The following is a 14,497-nucleotide window of genomic DNA, read 5'->3' as shown; positions in this document are numbered from 1 at the left end:
GGGCCTTCCGGGCGGACCGTGAGGCTTACGCCTCGAAGACCTCGTTCAGCAGGAGCTGCTGCTCCGCCTGGTGGCGCTTCGCCGAGCCCACCGCCGGGGAGGAGCCGTGCGGGCGCGAGATGCGCCGCAGGCGCTCGCCCGCCGGGACGTCCGCGCCGACCGCCAGGTCGAGGTGGTCGATCAGGTTGAGGGCGATGAAGGGCCACGCGCCCTGGTTCGCCGGCTCCTCCTGCGCCCAGATGTACTTCGCCGCGTTCGGGAACTTGGCGATCTCCGCCTGGATCTCGGCACCCGCCAGCGGGTACAGCCGCTCGATGCGGATGATCGCGGTGTCCGTGACGCCGCGCTTCTCCCGCTCGGCCTCCAGGTCGTAGTAGACCTTGCCCGCGCAGAAGACGACCTTGCGGACCGCGTTCGGGTCCACCGTCGAGTCGCCGATGACCGGACGGAACGAACCGTTCGTGAACTCCTCCGCCTTCGACGCCGCCGCCTTCAGACGCAGCATCGACTTCGGGGTGAAGACGATGAGCGGCTTGTGGTGCGGGTTGTGGACCTGCCAGCGCAGCAGGTGGAAGTAGTTCGACGGCAGGGTCGGCATGGCGACCGTCATGTTGTCCTGCGCGCACATCTGGAGGAAGCGCTCGGGACGCGCGGACGAGTGGTCCGGGCCCTGGCCCTCGTAGCCGTGGGGGAGGAGCAGCGTCACACCGCTCGTCTGGCCCCACTTCTGCTCGGCAGAGGAGATGAACTCGTCGACGACGGTCTGCGCGCCGTTGACGAAGTCACCGAACTGGGCCTCCCAGAGGACCAGCGCGTCCGGGCGGGCCAGCGAGTAGCCGTACTCGAAGCCCATGGCCGCGTACTCGGAGAGCAGCGAGTCGTAGACGTTGTAGCGGGCCTGCTCGTCCGAGAGGTACTGCAGCGGGGTGTAGTCCTCGCCGGTCTCCCGGTCGATGAGGACCGCGTGGCGCTGGCCGAAGGTACCGCGGCGGGAGTCCTGGCCGGACAGCCGGACCGGGGTGCCCTCCATCAGCAGCGAGCCGAAGGCGAGGGTCTCGCCCATGCCCCAGTCGATGGTGCCGTCGTCGATCATCGCGGCACGGCGCTGCAGCTGCGGCAGCAGGCGCGGGTGCACGGTGACGTGGTCCGGGATGTTGACCTGGGACTCGGCGATCCGCTTGACGGCGTCCTGCGAGATGGCGGTGTTCACCTTGACCGGGAACTCCTGCGCGGTCTGCGCGGGCGGCACCGGGGCGCCGGCGGGCTGCGTGGCGGCCTCGCGGACCTCCGCGAAGACCTTCTCCAGCTGGCCCTGGAAGTCCTGGAGCGCCTGCTCCGCCTCTTCCAGGGTGATGTCGCCGCGACCGATGAGGGACTCGGTGTAGAGCTTGCGCACCGAGCGCTTCTTGTCGATCAGGTCGTACATCAGCGGCTGCGTGAACGCCGGGTTGTCCGACTCGTTGTGACCGCGGCGGCGGTAGCAGATGAGGTCGATCACGACGTCCTTGTTGAACGCCTGACGGAACTCGAAGGCGAGCCGCGCGATGCGGACCACGGCCTCCGGGTCGTCGCCGTTCACGTGGAAGATCGGCGCCTCGATCATGCGGGCCACGTCGGTCGCGTACATCGAGGAACGCGAGGACTCCGGGGCGGCGGTGAAGCCGACCTGGTTGTTGATCACGACGTGGACGGTGCCGCCGGTGCGGTAGCCGCGCAGCTGCGACATGTTCAGGGTCTCGGCGACGACACCCTGGCCGGCGAAGGCCGCGTCACCGTGCAGGGCGACGGGCAGGACGGTGAAGTCCGTGCCGCCCTTGTTGATGACGTCCTGCTTGGCGCGGACGACGCCCTCCAGGACCGGGTCCACCGCCTCCAGGTGCGAGGGGTTGGCGACGAGCGAGACCTTGATCTGCTCCCCGTCCAGGCCCGTGAAGGTGCCCTCGGCGCCCAGGTGGTACTTGACGTCGCCGGAGCCGTGCATGGACTTCGGGTCGAGGTTGCCCTCGAACTCGCGGAAGATCTGCGCGTACGACTTGCCGACGATGTTCGCGAGCACGTTCAGGCGGCCGCGGTGGGCCATGCCGATCGCGACCTCGTCGAGGCGGGCCTCGGCGGCCGAGTCGATGACGGCGTCGAGCAGCGGGATGACGGACTCGCCGCCCTCCAGCGAGAAGCGCTTCTGGCCGACGTACTTCGTCTGCAGGAAGGTCTCGAAGGCCTCCGCCGCGTTCAGGCGGCGCAGGATGCGCAGCTGCTCCTCGCGCTCCGGCTTGGTGTGCGGGCGCTCGATGCGGTCCTGGATCCAGCGGCGCTGCTTCGGGTCCTGGATGTGCATGAACTCGACGCCGGTGGTGCGGCAGTACGAGTCGCGCAGGACGCCGAGGATGTCGCGGAGCTTCATCATCGACTTGCCGGAGAAGCCGCCGACCGCGAACTCGCGCTCCAGGTCCCACAGGGTGAGGCCGTGCTCGGTGATGTCGAGGTCGGGGTGCTTGCGCTGCTTGTACTCCAGCGGGTCGGTGTCGGCCATGACGTGGCCGCGGACCCGGTAGGAGTGGATCAGCTCGAAGACGCGGGCGGCCTTCGTGACGTCGTCGTCGTGCGAGGCGTCGATGTCCCGGAGCCAGCGGACGGGCTCGTACGGGATGCGCAGCGCCTCGAAGACGTCGTCGTAGAAGCCGCTCTCGCCGAGCAGCATGTTCGCGACGATGCGCAGGAACTCGCCGGAGGCCGCGCCCTGGATGACCCGGTGGTCGTAGGTCGAGGTCAGGGTCATGACCTTCGAGATGCCCAGCTTGTTCAGGGTGTCCTGCGAGGTGCCCTGGAACTCGGCGGGGTAGTCCATGGAGCCGACGCCCATGATGACCGACTGTCCGGGCATCAGGCGGGGCACGGAGTGGACGGTGCCCAGGCCGCCGGGGTTGGTCAGCGAGACGGTGACGCCGGTGAAGTCGTCCATCGTCAGCTTGCCGACGCGGGCGCGGCGGACGATGTCCTCGTACGCCTGCCAGAACTCGAAGAAGTTGAGGGTCTCGGCCTTCTTGATGCCGGCGACGACGAGCTGGCGGTCACCGTTGGGCTTCACCAGGTCGATCGCGAGGCCGAAGTTCACGTGCTCCGGCTTGACCAGGGTGGGCTTGCCGTCCTTCTCCGCGAAGGAGTAGTTCATCGACGGCATGGCCTTGATGGCCTGCACCATCGCGTAGCCGATCAGGTGCGTGAAGGAGATCTTCCCGCCCCGGGCGCGCTTCAGGTGGTTGTTGATGACGATGCGGTTGTCGAACAGCAGCTTCACCGGGACGGCGCGGACGGACGTGGCCGTCGGGACGTCGAGGGAGGCGTTCATGTTCTTGGCCACGGCGGCCGCCGGGCCGCGGAGCGTCACCAGCTCGGGGCCCGCGGGGGCCTCGGCGGCGGGCGCGGCCTTCTGGGCGGCGACGGGGGCGGCGGCGGGCGCGGCGGCCGGAGCCGGGGCCTGAGGGGCGGCGGCGGCCGGTGTGGCCGCCTGGGCCTGGGAGGTGACAGTCACAGCAGGGGCACCAGAGGGGGTGGCAGGAGCAGGGGCAGGAGCTGACACAGGCGTGGGCGCGGCGGCAGGAGATGGCGCGGCGGCGCTCGCCGCCCCCGTGGCGGCGGCGTCGGAGACCTGCGGGGCGACAGTGGCGGCGGCGGCCTGTGCGGAGGCGCCGTCCGTCGTCGGGGACTTCTTGGGCTCGTCCGGCTTCACCGGAGACGCAGCGCCCCCCGGGTTGTAGTCGGCGAAGAAGTCCCACCAGGCCCGGTCGACCGAATTCGGGTCCTGGAGGTACTGCTGATAGATCTCGTCGACGAGCCACTCGTTGGCACCGAAGCCTGAGGCAGGGTTCTTCCCGCCCTCTGCTGCTTCGGTCGTGGTGCTCGGGTTACTGGGGGACTGTGGCGACACGGCGGCAACCGCCCTCTTCCGCTTCACAAGGTATGGACAGCGGGAATAAAGGCTACGCCTCCCCGGCCGGTGCATGCAGACCGGGCGGGAGATACGTCATGTAGGTCACACCGAACGGCGGGTTTCGCCGGTCTGAATGGCGGGAAACCAGCCTGGTTCGGGTAGGGGGCAGCGTGGTTGCGGCCCCCATGGCTTCGCACCCCTGACGGACCCCGGGCACGTGTGGCCGAGATCATGTCCTACGCACTCGAACCCTACGTCAATGTGACGCCGGGGAGCTGCCCGGAAGCGTGACGAGGATGCGGCAGCCGCGTGACGATTCGGCCACCCCGATATGCCCCCCGTGCAGGCCCACGGCCCAGCGGGCGATCGCCAGCCCCAGTCCGGTGCCCCCGTCGCCGCCGTTCGCGCTGCCCCGGTTGAACCGCTCGAAGACCCGGTGCCGCTCGGCCTCCGGGATGCCCGGGCCCTCGTCGCGCACCTCCAGCGCCAGGCTCCCGGGCGCCTCGCCCTCCCGGGCCCGGACCGTGACCCGGCCGTGCGGGGGGCTGTGCTTGACCGCGTTGTCGATCAGGTTCGCCACGACCTGGTGCAGGCGCTCGGCGTCCGCGTACGCCGTCAGCCCGGACGGGAAGACGTCCAGATGCAGGTGAACGTCGTTGCGCGTGTGCCCGCCCGAACCGGAGAGCAGCCCCGGCCGGCCGGCGGCCGCGAGGCCCGATTCCTTCAGGACCCCCGACAGGTACGGCCACACCTCGAAGCGGCGGGCCTTCAGCGGCACCACCCCGTTGTCCACCCGCGACAGGTCCAGCAGGGTCTCCACGAGCCGGCCCAGGCGCTCGGTCTGCTTGAGCATCGTGCGCATGGTCTCCGGATCGGCGGCCGAGACCCCGTCCACCACGTTCTCCAGCACCGCGCGCAGCGCCGCGATCGGCGTGCGCAGCTCGTGCGAGACGTTGGCGACCAGCTCCTTGCGGTGCCGGTCCACCGCCTCCAGGTCGTCCGCCATCAGGTTGATCGTGGAGGCGAGGTCGCCCAGCTCGTCGCGGCGCCCGGCCCGCACCCGGCGGGTGTAGTCCCCGTCGGATATGGCCCGGGCCACCGTGGTCATCTCGTCCAGCGGCGCCGTCAGGCCGTGCGCCACGAACTGCGTGATCAGCATCGAGGCGATCACCGAGAACACCGTGATGAACCGGAACTCCGTGCTGGTGCGCACCGCCACCATCAACAGGCCCGTGGTGATGAAGACCGAGACCACGACGAGCGTGCCCAGCTTGGTCTTGATCGAGAACGGGGAGAAGGGCCGCAGCCCTCCGGTGCGAGCACCGGCTCCGCCGGAGCGGCTGACGCCGCGCTCTCGATCGCGTCCGGTGCTCACGCCTGCGCCGGGGTCTCCAGGGCGTACCCGACGCCATGGACCGTACGGATCCGCTCCGCCCCGATCTTGCGGCGCAGGGCCTTGATGTGGCTGTCGACCGTACGGGTCCCGGACGCGTCGGCCCAGTCCCACACCTCGGCGAGCAGCTGCTCTCGGGAGAGCACCGCCCGCGGGGTCCCGGCCAGGCAGACCAGCAGGTCGAACTCGGTCGGCGTCAGGTGCACGTCCTCGGCCTGCACCCGGACCCGCCGCTGCGCGTGGTCGATCTCCAGGTCGCCCAGGCGCAGGGTGGCCCCGCGCGGGGCGGTGGCGGCCAGGGTGGCCCGCTCCACGCGCCGCAGCAGTACGTGCACCCGCGCCGCGAGCTCGCGCATGGAGAACGGCTTCGTCATGTAGTCGTCCGCGCCGACCCCGAGCCCGACCAGCATGTCGGTCTCGTCGTCCCGCGCGGTCAGCATCAGTACCGGCACCGGCCGCTGTGCCTGGACCCGGCGGCAGACCTCAAGGCCGTCGAAGCCGGGCAGCATGACGTCGAGGACCAGCAGCTCGGGCTGCCAGCTCTCGGCCGCCGCCACGGCGGCCGGCCCGTCGAACGCGGCCTGCACCTGGAAACCCTCGGCGCGCAGCCGGGCCGCGATCGCGTCGGCGATCGTGCGATCGTCCTCGACCACGAGCACGCGCCGCTGAGCGCCTGGGGTGGCCGCGGCTCCGCCGTGGGTGGTGTGTGTCTGTTCCATGTCCCGCCCCTGAAGATCCGCGTGATAGGGGTGCAGCGTAGAGGAGGCACCGGCCTGCGGCTATGCGGGGTTCGGACAGGGAAACGTGCGGAACCTGTGGTTCCGATTATGGCGGGAATGCGGATATGGGCGGTGATGCCGGGTGGCCGTCCCCCCACGGAACGGCCACCCGGTGCGCGGTGATCATCAGCCACCGCGCGCATGTGGCGACCTTTTTGTCGACCCCCTACAGGGGCAGGCCGTGCCCGTACGGGAACACGGGGTCGACCGTGTCGTTCGGCACGTCCGGCCGCGAGGCCTCCACCGCCGCCATGGACCGCGGCAGCTCGAAGGGCAGCCGCCCCTCGGGGACGGCCCGGCCGAAGGCCACGTCCAGCAGTGCGGAGTCCTCGGCGCCGTAGTCCGCGATCAGCGCCGCCGCCCGCTCGGCGATCTCCGGGATCACCGCCGCCCGCTCCAGGTTGATGCAGACCAGGGTGGGTACGCGGGACAGCAGGGCCAGGATCCGGGAGAGCTCCGGCTCGGCGAAGGCCAGTGACCCCGAGTGGAAGAACGACTCGAAGACGTTCTCCCGCGGCTCGTACGGGGTGCGCAGCCGCAGCACCGCCAGATCCGCGGCCCCCGGGTCGGCGACGACCTCGCCGTACCCGGCCGCGACGGCCCCGTCCACGCCCTCCACGTACAGCTTCGGGGCCCCGGAGGCCGGCAGGAGGCCGCCCGGGTTGGTCAGCACCGTGAGCGAGCGGCGCTGGGCCGCCGCCCCCGCCGCCGCGAAATCGGCCCGGCCGACGATCTCCGCCGCCGCGTCCGGGTCCACGTACGGGTTCTCGAACAGGCCCAGGACGAACTTCTCGCGCAGCAGCCGCGCCACCGACGCGTCGATCCGCTCCTGCGGGATCCGGCCCGAGCGCACCAGCTCCACGATCACTTGGGGACACTGCTCCCCGCCGAACTGGTCCGATCCGGCGTCCAGCGCGCGGGCCGCCCGCTCGGCGACGGTCAGGTGCTCCACTCCCCAGGCCCGCGCCGGATGGGTCTCGCCGAAGATCGAGGAATCGTTGAGCAGCCCCCAGTCGGTGCAGACGATCCCCTCGAAGCCCAGCTCCTCCCGGAGCAGCCCCGTGACCACGCCCTTGTTGAATCCGAAGCCGACCTCCTCCCAGTCCGTGCCGATCGGCTGGCCGTAGTACGGCATCATCTGCGCGCAGCCCGCGGCGATCGCCGCCCTGAACGGCTCCAGGTGGTGCTCGCGCATCCCGCCCGGGTAGACCTGCTCCTTGCCGTGCGCGAAGTGCGGGTCCTCGCCGTCCTTCTGCGGGCCGCCTCCGGGGAAGTGCTTGACCATCGCCGAGACGGACTCGGGGCCCAGCCGGGGCCCCTGGAGGCCCCGTACGTACGCCTGGACCAGCTCGGAGGTGAGCCGTGCGTCGGAGCCGAACGTGCCGGTCTGGCGGGCCCAGCGGGGTTCGGTGGCCAGGTCGATCTGCGGGTGCAGGGCGACACGGAACCCGACGGCCAGGTACTCGCGGCGGACGGTGTCCGCGAAGCGGAAGACCAGCTCCGGGTCGCCGATCGCGGCCAGACCCAGCGCCTCCGGCCAGGCGGAGAAGGCGCCCGCGTTGAAGGAGGCGCCGACGTTGTCGGTGAAGGCGTGGCGCGGGTCGGTCGAGAGGGTGACCGGGATGCCGAGGCGGGTGGCCGCGGCCATCTCCTGCACCGCGTTCTGCCACTGGGCCATCTCGCGGGCGCCGTAGGTGCCGAGCAGGTTGAAGTGGCTGATGTGCCGGTCCCCGATCAGCTCGGGGGTGGTGAACGGGAGCATCGAGCCGTCGGTCTCGGTGACCGGGGTGCCGTCCGGATTCATCATCAGCATGGAGTGGAAGAGCTGGCCGGCCTTCTCCTCCGGCGTCATGCGGGAGAGCAGGTCCGCCACGCGCTCGTCCACGGGGAGGGCGGCGTCCTTGTACGGGGGGATGGCGGCGGGCGGCGTGGCGTCGTTCATCGGCGTACGGCTCCTGGGTGCGGTGCGGTGCGGTGCGGTGCGGTGCGGTGCGGTGCGGTTCCGGGGAGGGTGCGCACCACCGTAGACGCGAAAACCTAGTACCCACTAGGTTTTGGAAAAGTGACCTGGATCACCACGCCCGGGGCCGGGAAGGGACACCCCCTAGGGTGGTTCGCATGGCACAGCACCAGGAGGCGGAAGCCCCGAAGGCCGCCGGCCGCGGCACCTACGCGGTGGGCGACGCCCGCCGCCGCAAGATCCTCGACACCGCGGTGGAGCACTTCGCGCAGTGGGGCTTCAACGCCTCCTCGCTCGCCCGCATCGCCCAGGACTGCGGCATCACCCAGGGCGGTCTGCTCCACCACTTCCGCGGCAAGGAGGAGCTGCTGCTGTCGGTGCTGGCGCAGAGCGAGCAGCACGACGTGGAGCGGCTGTTCGGCGAGCCGGCCCGGTCCGTCGCCGCGTACTACGAGACCCTCGTCGCCCTGGCCGCGGACAACGCCCGCCGGCCCGGCCTCGTACGGATGTACAACACGCTGGTCGGCGAGTCCGCAAACCCCGGGCACCCCGCGCACGCGTACTTCGTCCGGCGCTACGCCCGGGTGCTCGCCCACAACGTCCGGCTGCTGGAGACGGGCGTGGCGCGGGGCGAACTGCGGCCCGGCACCGACTGCGAGGCCCTCGCCCGCGAGACCCTCGCCGTCATGGACGGCCTCCAGATCCAGTGGGTCCTGGCCCCCGGGGCCGTGGACATGCCGAACCTGCTGCACGCGTACCTGGACCGGCAGCTGCGCGGGATCTCGGCATCGGGAACGGGCCTGGGCCCGCCGGCGGCCGCACCTTAGGGGCGGGCCGCGTCACCGCGTGTGCTGGGTGTGCCCGGGGAACCCGGCTTCCGCCATGCACGCCGCCAGGACCCGGCTCCTGTCCTCGCCCGTCGTGGTCGCGGGGATCCTGGCCGCGCAGGCGGCTTCGGCCTGGGCGCGCTTCTGTTCGGTGGCGGGGTCGCCGATGGCGGGGGGCTTGTAGTCGGGGAACCCGGCTTCTGCCATGCACGCCGTCATGACGCGGTTCTTGTCCTCGCCCGTCGTGGTCGCGGGGATCCTGGCCGCGCAGGCGACCTCGGCCTGCGCGCGCTTCTGCTCCCGAGCGGGGTCCGCCTTCGGCGGCACCTGCGGCGTCTGCGGCGGCGGCGGGTCCGCGGGGATCGGGTGGAGCGGAGGACAGCCGGATTCCCGGAGCCCGCCGTCGTACCCCTCGCTGTAGCCGTCCGCGTACCCGTGGCGGAACCGGTTGAACGGGTCGCCGTAGTCCGGCGCGGGCTTCGGCTTGCACTTCGCGCCCGCGGCCCAGCCCTCCCCGAACCCCTTGCGGCAGCCTTGCCAGTAAGGGTCGTCAGAGGTGAGGCAGGTGAAGTCCGGAGCCGCCGCCACGGCCTTGGCCGGCGGCGGCGGCGGTGAAGCCTGGGCGGAGAATCCGCCCACGGCGAGGAACTGGGACAACGCGAGCGCCGCGAGGACGGGGAACGTGCGCGCCCGCACGCTCGGACGTCTGCGATACATGGGCCGCGACCTTTCTCGGGGGTGCCCCCCTCGGCGGACCTCCGCTGCAGCAGTCGCTCCTCTTTCAGTCAACGGCCGGGTCCGGGCAAAGTCAACGCGACGGGTCGGCCTCGAACGGGGGCAGCGCGGCCAGGACATCGTGCAGGCCCGGGGTCAGGGACCGCTGGTCGACGGCCACCTCGTGGCCGTCGGCCACGAACACGTACAGGAACCCGTCGAAGACCGCCGGGCCGCCCGTCGGGATCCTCGGCAGGTGCGCGAGGTCCGCCTGCGCGAGCGCCGTGCGCAGCTTCGCCACCCGGTCCGCCGGCAACCTCCCGCTGCCGGCCGGGCGGGCCTGCCCGTCCAGCCGGGTCCACGAGCCGTCGCCCTTGACCAGCAGGCTGGTCGTCTTCCCGGCGTAGCCGCCGCTGCGGGTGACGGTGACCAGGCGCTCCAGGGCCGAGGAGGGACCGGGGGAGACGGGCACGGAGGGGCCGCTCGGGGCGCCGGACGGCTTCCCCGGCGCGGGGTCCGTCGCGCCCGGGGGCGCGGACCCGGAAGGCGGCTGCGCCGAAGCGGGGGCCGAGGCGGTCGCCGTACCGTTGCCGGCACCACCCGCCGGGGGACTCCCGGACGGTTCCTCCGACCCGCCGCCCCCCGCACCGCACCCCGCCAGGACCACCGCACTCAGCAGCACCGCCGCCACCGCTCGGAACGCGCGCACACCCCACCCCCGGAGGTCATCGGGCCGACCCCCGAGTATGGAGTCGCCACCACCCGTACGGAAAGCACCAGGAGGACGACATCCGCCGCACCGCCGCCTGGCGCTGGCTGCCGCCGCTGCTCGCCGTCCTCCTCGGCCTCTGGGGCCTGGAGCGCGCCGGCGCGGACGGCCGCGGCAGCATGTGGCGCGACGAGTCCGTCACCTGGCAGGTCGCTCACCGGCCCCTCGGCTCGATCGCGGAGCTGCTCGGGCAGGTCGACGCCGTCCACGGGCTGTACTACCTGCTGATGCACGCGGTGTTCCTGGTCGGGGACGGCGGGGGAGCCGGGCCGGGCGGCGGGCCGGGTGCGGGCGGCCTGTGGGCGCTGCGCCTGCCCTCCGTCGCCGCCACCGCCCTCGCCGCAGCCGGCGTGGCCGCCGTCGCGCACCGGCTCGCGGGGGAGCGGGCGGCGCTGTGGTCCGGCGCGGCCTACGCGGTGCTGCCGCCCGTGCAGATGTACGCCCAGGAGGGCCGCTCGTACGCCCTCGTCGCGGCCGCCGTGGTGTGGGCCACGTACCTGATGCTGCGCGAGCGCTGGATCGCGTACAGCGCGGTGCTGCTGCTGGGCTGCTGGCTGCACGAGTTCGCCGTACTGGCCCTCCTCGCGCACGCTGTCGCCGCGCGGCGCTCCCGCGGCTGGCGGTGGAGCGCCGCCGCGGTGGTGGCCCTGCTGCTGCCGCTGGCCGCGGTGAGCGCCCGGCAGGCGGAGCAGCAGCTGGGCTGGCTCGGAAGGCCGAGCTGGCGGGACTGGGCGGCGTACGCGGTGGTGGCGGCGGTCTCGCTGCTGCTCGCGCGGAGCCCGGCGCTGCCGCGGGAGCTGGTCCGGGTCGCCCTGCCGCTGGCCATGCTGGCGCCCGGCCTGCTGATGGCGGTCTCCCTCGTCCACCCCTGGTACGTGGACCGGTACGTGCTCTACGCGCTCGCCGGCCTCGCCCTGCTGGCCGGAACCCGGCTCGCGGCGGCGCGCGGCTGGTGGCCCCGGGTGCTCGTGGCCGCCCTGCTGGTGCCGTTCGGGTGGTGGTCGCTGGAGCTGCGCACCCCCGAGAGCCGCAAGGACGACGTGCTCGCGGTGGCCGCCGCGGTGGGGGAACGGGCCCGGCCGGGAGACGCCGTGCTCTTCCTGCCCTCGCGGCGGCGCGAGTGGCTGCTCTCCTCGCCGCGGCTGTACGGGAGCCTGCGCGACCTGGCCCTGGACCGCACCCCGGCCGCTTCGCGCAGCCTCCAGGGAACGGAGCTCCCGACCGCGGAGATCCGGACCCGCCTGGTGGACGCCCCCCGGGTCGTGGCCCTCCTGGACCCGGCGGACCAGCCGCTGGACCCGTACCCCCGCGAGGCGGTCAAACGCCAGACGCTGGCCTCGCACTTCGACCTGTGCTCGGTGGACGAGGTCCGGGGCGCCCGGATCGCCGTCTACGCGCGGCCGGGCCACTGCCCGTGAGGGTCCCGGCCCTCAGGACGTGTTCTCGCCCAGCTTCTTGTCGAACCGGGCGTGCGGGCCCGCGAAGGGCTCTCGGAGGTCCTGCTGGTGCACCGGGTTCAGCTCGGTCCCGCCGGGTCCGAGCAGGAACGGTTCGCCGTGGTCGGTCAGTGTGAACGAACTGCTCTCGCCGGTCGGCAGGGTGACCGTCACCTCCACCGTCATGCCGTACGTGGCTTGCGTGGGCGCGATGACGGCGGTGATGCCGTAGGTCCCCCGGCCGTCCGGGCCCGCCTCGCCGAAGGCGAACGCCTCGTCCCGGGCGAGGGGCATCGCCAGGCCCACGCCCCGCTCGGGACTCCAGCTCGGGTCGTACTTCAGCGAGCCGCTGGGGAAGGGGCCCAGCGCGTGCAGGGTGTTGGGGAACAGGTGCCGCTGGATGCCGATCATGTCGATGAGGGCGACCGGCTCCTCGCCGTCGCGCACGCAGGAGTAGCGGTAGCGCCGCGCGGCATCGAGGCGGACCGTTTCCAGGCGCACCGACGCGTTGAGGACGGCCCCCTCCACGAGGGGAGGACCGCTGATCCGGAGATCGAGTTCCTGGTCCCCGGCCGGAACGCCCCCGGCGCGCAGCACGGAGTCGTACATGCGGCGGCAGGCCACGCCGCCGAGCAGCGCTTCGCCGCCGACCGCGCCCGCCGGGTCCTGCGGGGCGTCGGACTCGGCCTCCCAGCGGTCGGGCTGCGGCACGAGGGTGGCGGCGACGGAGACCCCGGCCCGGGCCGGCTGCGGATCACCGTAGGCCCGCGACAGCGGGCGGGACACCTGGAACTCCCGGTCGGCGGAGGTGGACAGCGCGGCCGCCGGCGGTGCCAGCGTGAAGGGGCGGCCGTCGTCGTCCACCCGTACGGTGACCGGCCTGCCGTTCTCCTCCACGTCCAGTTCCAGCCACCAGGCGCAGGTGCAGTGGGCCGTCGCGACGGTGACCAGCCCGGTGGCCGTACCCCCGGCCCGGACCGCAAGCGGAGCCTCCTGACGGGCGCCCGTGCGGTCCAGGGAGAGGCGGACCGGCTGCACGGGTTTGCCGCGGGCCACCCCCACCGCCGCCCACCGCTCGTCGCCCGTCGGTCCCGCGCAGCCGACGTCGTCGCCGCGCGGCACGGCTATCGCGGGCCCCTTGACCACGCGCACCCCGCGGACCACGGCGGCCCGGGAGGGGGACGCCCCGACGGAGTACGCCAGGGTCACCTGGCCGCGGGGGACGGCGCGGGCCCCGGTGGCCCAGCGGAACAGGGGGACGCAGCCGAGCGCGCCGCGCATCAGCTCGGCGGGCGGCTTTCGGCCGGGCTGCGGGAGGGTGGCGGTCCAGGGGCTGTCGCCCTGCATGAGGACGGCGCCGGTCGCGTACATGCGATGGCGGCCGGGGCCGTCCGGGCCGGGGAACAGACCGCGCAGCAGGGCGACGGTGAGGGCGGAGGAGAGGGCGAAGACCAGGACGGCGGCGGCCGCGGTGACGGCGGTCCGGCGCCGAGCCCGCGGCCCGGCGCCCTTCACGCCTGCGCCCAACCGGCGTTGGAGCAGCGGAAGCCCTGCTTCAAGTCCTCGGTCCCCTGGGCCAGCACGAACGGGCGCCCCGCCTGGTCCACGCGCAGGCGCTCCTGCCGGTCCCCCTGCGTGTAGCCGACGTCGAGTACGAACTCGTAGGCGACGGCCGGCCCCGCCGCCGCAGCCGCCTTGACCTCGATGTCGAAGTAGGCCGGATCCCCCTGGGCCGCCACCTGGACCGCGGTGGTCGGGTACTGCCCCGTCGGGCGTCCTTCGGCGTCCCGCTCCACGGCGGGCTGTTGCGGAGCGGACAGATCGAGGGTCACGCGGCTGAGCTCGGAGCTTCCCTGGGGTCCCCCGCACTGGAAGAGCGTCCCCGCGGGCGCGGGGCGGGTGCTTTCGATGCGGGCCCGGACGGAGGTGATGGTGGCGGGGGTCCGGGTGAAGTTCGTGAGGATCAGCCGGATCCGCATCATGCCCGAGTCGGCCCCGCCTTCGGTGACCATGCGGGCGAGCGTGTCCTCGGCACTGCCGAAGGCCCCCGCCTCCTTCTCGTACGCCGAGCCCGGCGCGGACCTCACGAGGTGGTGGTCGTGCACCAGGTCCCACCAGACCTCGGAGGCGGCCGTGATGCGCGGGGCGCCGGGCGGAGGCCGGCGTACGGACCAGATGTCGAGGTACGCCGAGACCACCGCCGCCACGACGGCGCTGAGGGCCACTCCGGCGGCGGCGAGCGCGAACGTCCGCAGCTGTCCGCGGACCCGTCTCCGGAGACGGCCGGCCTCGGGGTCCGGTTCGGGGTCGGGGTCCGGTTCGGGTTCCGTGGCCGGCTCTTCGGCTTCCGCGGCTGGTTCGGTTGCGGTCTCGGTTTCGGGCTCCGCGTCGGGCTCCGCGTCGGGGTCGGGCTCGGTGGCGGTATCGGGGTCGTCCCGCGCGTCCGGCCCCGTCCGGCCGTTCCGCTCGCCCCGCCCGTCCGTGTGCTCGGGCCCGACGACGCTCCCGGGTTCCCCCGCCGGTTCGTGCTGTTCGCTGGTCGTCTCCGTCACGGCTCCCCCAAGCCTTGGCCCCGGCCTCCCGGGGACCGCCATGGTGCGGCACCCGGGGCCCGGAGCAGAGTCGAAAAACAGCCGTTCTGAGAGCGGATCCCCAGGGGTGTCCGCGAAGTCCCGCCCGCCCTGCAGGCGG

The 14,497-nt window shown here is 72.9% G+C and carries 10 protein-coding genes; 2 read left to right on the top strand and 8 right to left on the bottom strand.

Translation table 11 applies throughout. From position 1 onward, the window contains the following. Nucleotides 1–25: 25 nt before the first annotated feature. From AB0M92_RS00155 to AB0M92_RS00140, 4 genes are all read right to left on the bottom strand, one after another. Nucleotides 26–3,925 (bottom strand): multifunctional oxoglutarate decarboxylase/oxoglutarate dehydrogenase thiamine pyrophosphate-binding subunit/dihydrolipoyllysine-residue succinyltransferase subunit, encoded by a 3,900-nt coding sequence (locus AB0M92_RS00155; protein ID WP_366099835.1) that lies wholly within the window; start codon nucleotides 3,923–3,925, stop codon nucleotides 26–28. Between the two features lie 259 nt (nucleotides 3,926–4,184). Next, complete coding sequence (locus AB0M92_RS00150; RefSeq protein WP_366100313.1) at nucleotides 4,185–5,234, bottom strand: ATP-binding protein; 1,050 nt, start codon at nucleotides 5,232–5,234, stop codon at nucleotides 4,185–4,187. A 65-nt stretch (nucleotides 5,235–5,299) separates the two neighbouring features. After that, a complete protein-coding gene (locus tag AB0M92_RS00145; protein WP_030153642.1) occupies nucleotides 5,300–6,040 on the bottom strand; it encodes a response regulator transcription factor in 741 nt (246 codons plus the stop codon). A 226-nt stretch (nucleotides 6,041–6,266) separates the two neighbouring features. Next, nucleotides 6,267–8,042, bottom strand: coding sequence for a glycoside hydrolase family 3 N-terminal domain-containing protein (locus tag AB0M92_RS00140; RefSeq protein ID WP_366099834.1), 1,776 nt, complete (start codon nucleotides 8,040–8,042; stop codon nucleotides 6,267–6,269). Between the two features lie 176 nt (nucleotides 8,043–8,218). Between AB0M92_RS00140 and AB0M92_RS00135 the strand changes: the two genes are divergently transcribed. Then, nucleotides 8,219–8,887 (top strand): TetR/AcrR family transcriptional regulator, encoded by a 669-nt coding sequence (locus AB0M92_RS00135; RefSeq protein ID WP_366099833.1) that lies wholly within the window; start codon nucleotides 8,219–8,221, stop codon nucleotides 8,885–8,887. 12 nt (nucleotides 8,888–8,899) lie between these two features. On the opposite strand, the gene AB0M92_RS00130 is transcribed toward AB0M92_RS00135, so the two are convergent. After that, nucleotides 8,900–9,604, bottom strand: a complete 705-nt coding sequence (locus AB0M92_RS00130; RefSeq protein WP_366099830.1) for a hypothetical protein — start codon at nucleotides 9,602–9,604, stop codon at nucleotides 8,900–8,902. A gap of 91 nt (nucleotides 9,605–9,695) precedes the next feature. Then, a complete protein-coding gene (locus tag AB0M92_RS00125) occupies nucleotides 9,696–10,310 on the bottom strand; it encodes a hypothetical protein (RefSeq protein ID WP_366099829.1) in 615 nt (204 codons plus the stop codon). Nucleotides 10,311–10,489: 179 nt separating this feature from the next. Between AB0M92_RS00125 and AB0M92_RS00120 the strand changes: the two genes are divergently transcribed. Further along, the gene (locus AB0M92_RS00120) at nucleotides 10,490–11,788 is read left to right on the top strand and encodes a hypothetical protein (RefSeq protein WP_366099828.1); all 1,299 of its coding nucleotides are present in this window, start codon (nucleotides 10,490–10,492) and stop codon (nucleotides 11,786–11,788) included. Between the two features lie 12 nt (nucleotides 11,789–11,800). On the opposite strand, the gene AB0M92_RS00115 is transcribed toward AB0M92_RS00120, so the two are convergent. Continuing rightward, a complete protein-coding gene (locus AB0M92_RS00115) occupies nucleotides 11,801–13,321 on the bottom strand; it encodes a hypothetical protein (RefSeq protein WP_366099827.1) in 1,521 nt (506 codons plus the stop codon). Beyond that, the gene (locus AB0M92_RS00110) at nucleotides 13,318–14,358 is read right to left on the bottom strand and encodes a hypothetical protein (protein WP_366099826.1); all 1,041 of its coding nucleotides are present in this window, start codon (nucleotides 14,356–14,358) and stop codon (nucleotides 13,318–13,320) included. The genes AB0M92_RS00115 and AB0M92_RS00110 overlap by 4 nt, the downstream gene beginning before the upstream one ends. Between the last annotated feature and the right edge of the window lie 139 nt (nucleotides 14,359–14,497).

The organism is Streptomyces sp. NPDC051582 (assembly GCF_040681715.1).
In the GTDB taxonomy this organism is placed as follows: domain Bacteria; phylum Actinomycetota; class Actinomycetes; order Streptomycetales; family Streptomycetaceae; genus Streptomyces.
This window is presented reverse-complemented; position numbering and strand designations above follow the sequence as displayed.

What these genes read in the sequence shown, in the direction of transcription:
- AB0M92_RS00120 (WP_366099828.1), top strand. Translation starts at nt 10,490, where the DNA reads ATGTGGCGCGACGAGTCCGTCACCTGGCAGGTCGCTCACCGGCCCCTC.
- AB0M92_RS00140 (WP_366099834.1), bottom strand. Translation starts at nt 8,042, where the DNA reads ATGAACGACGCCACGCCGCCCGCCGCCATCCCCCCGTACAAGGACGCC.
- AB0M92_RS00130 (WP_366099830.1), bottom strand. Translation starts at nt 9,604, where the DNA reads ATGTATCGCAGACGTCCGAGCGTGCGGGCGCGCACGTTCCCCGTCCTC.
- AB0M92_RS00145 (WP_030153642.1), bottom strand. Translation starts at nt 6,040, where the DNA reads ATGGAACAGACACACACCACCCACGGCGGAGCCGCGGCCACCCCAGGC.
- AB0M92_RS00135 (WP_366099833.1), top strand. Translation starts at nt 8,219, where the DNA reads ATGGCACAGCACCAGGAGGCGGAAGCCCCGAAGGCCGCCGGCCGCGGC.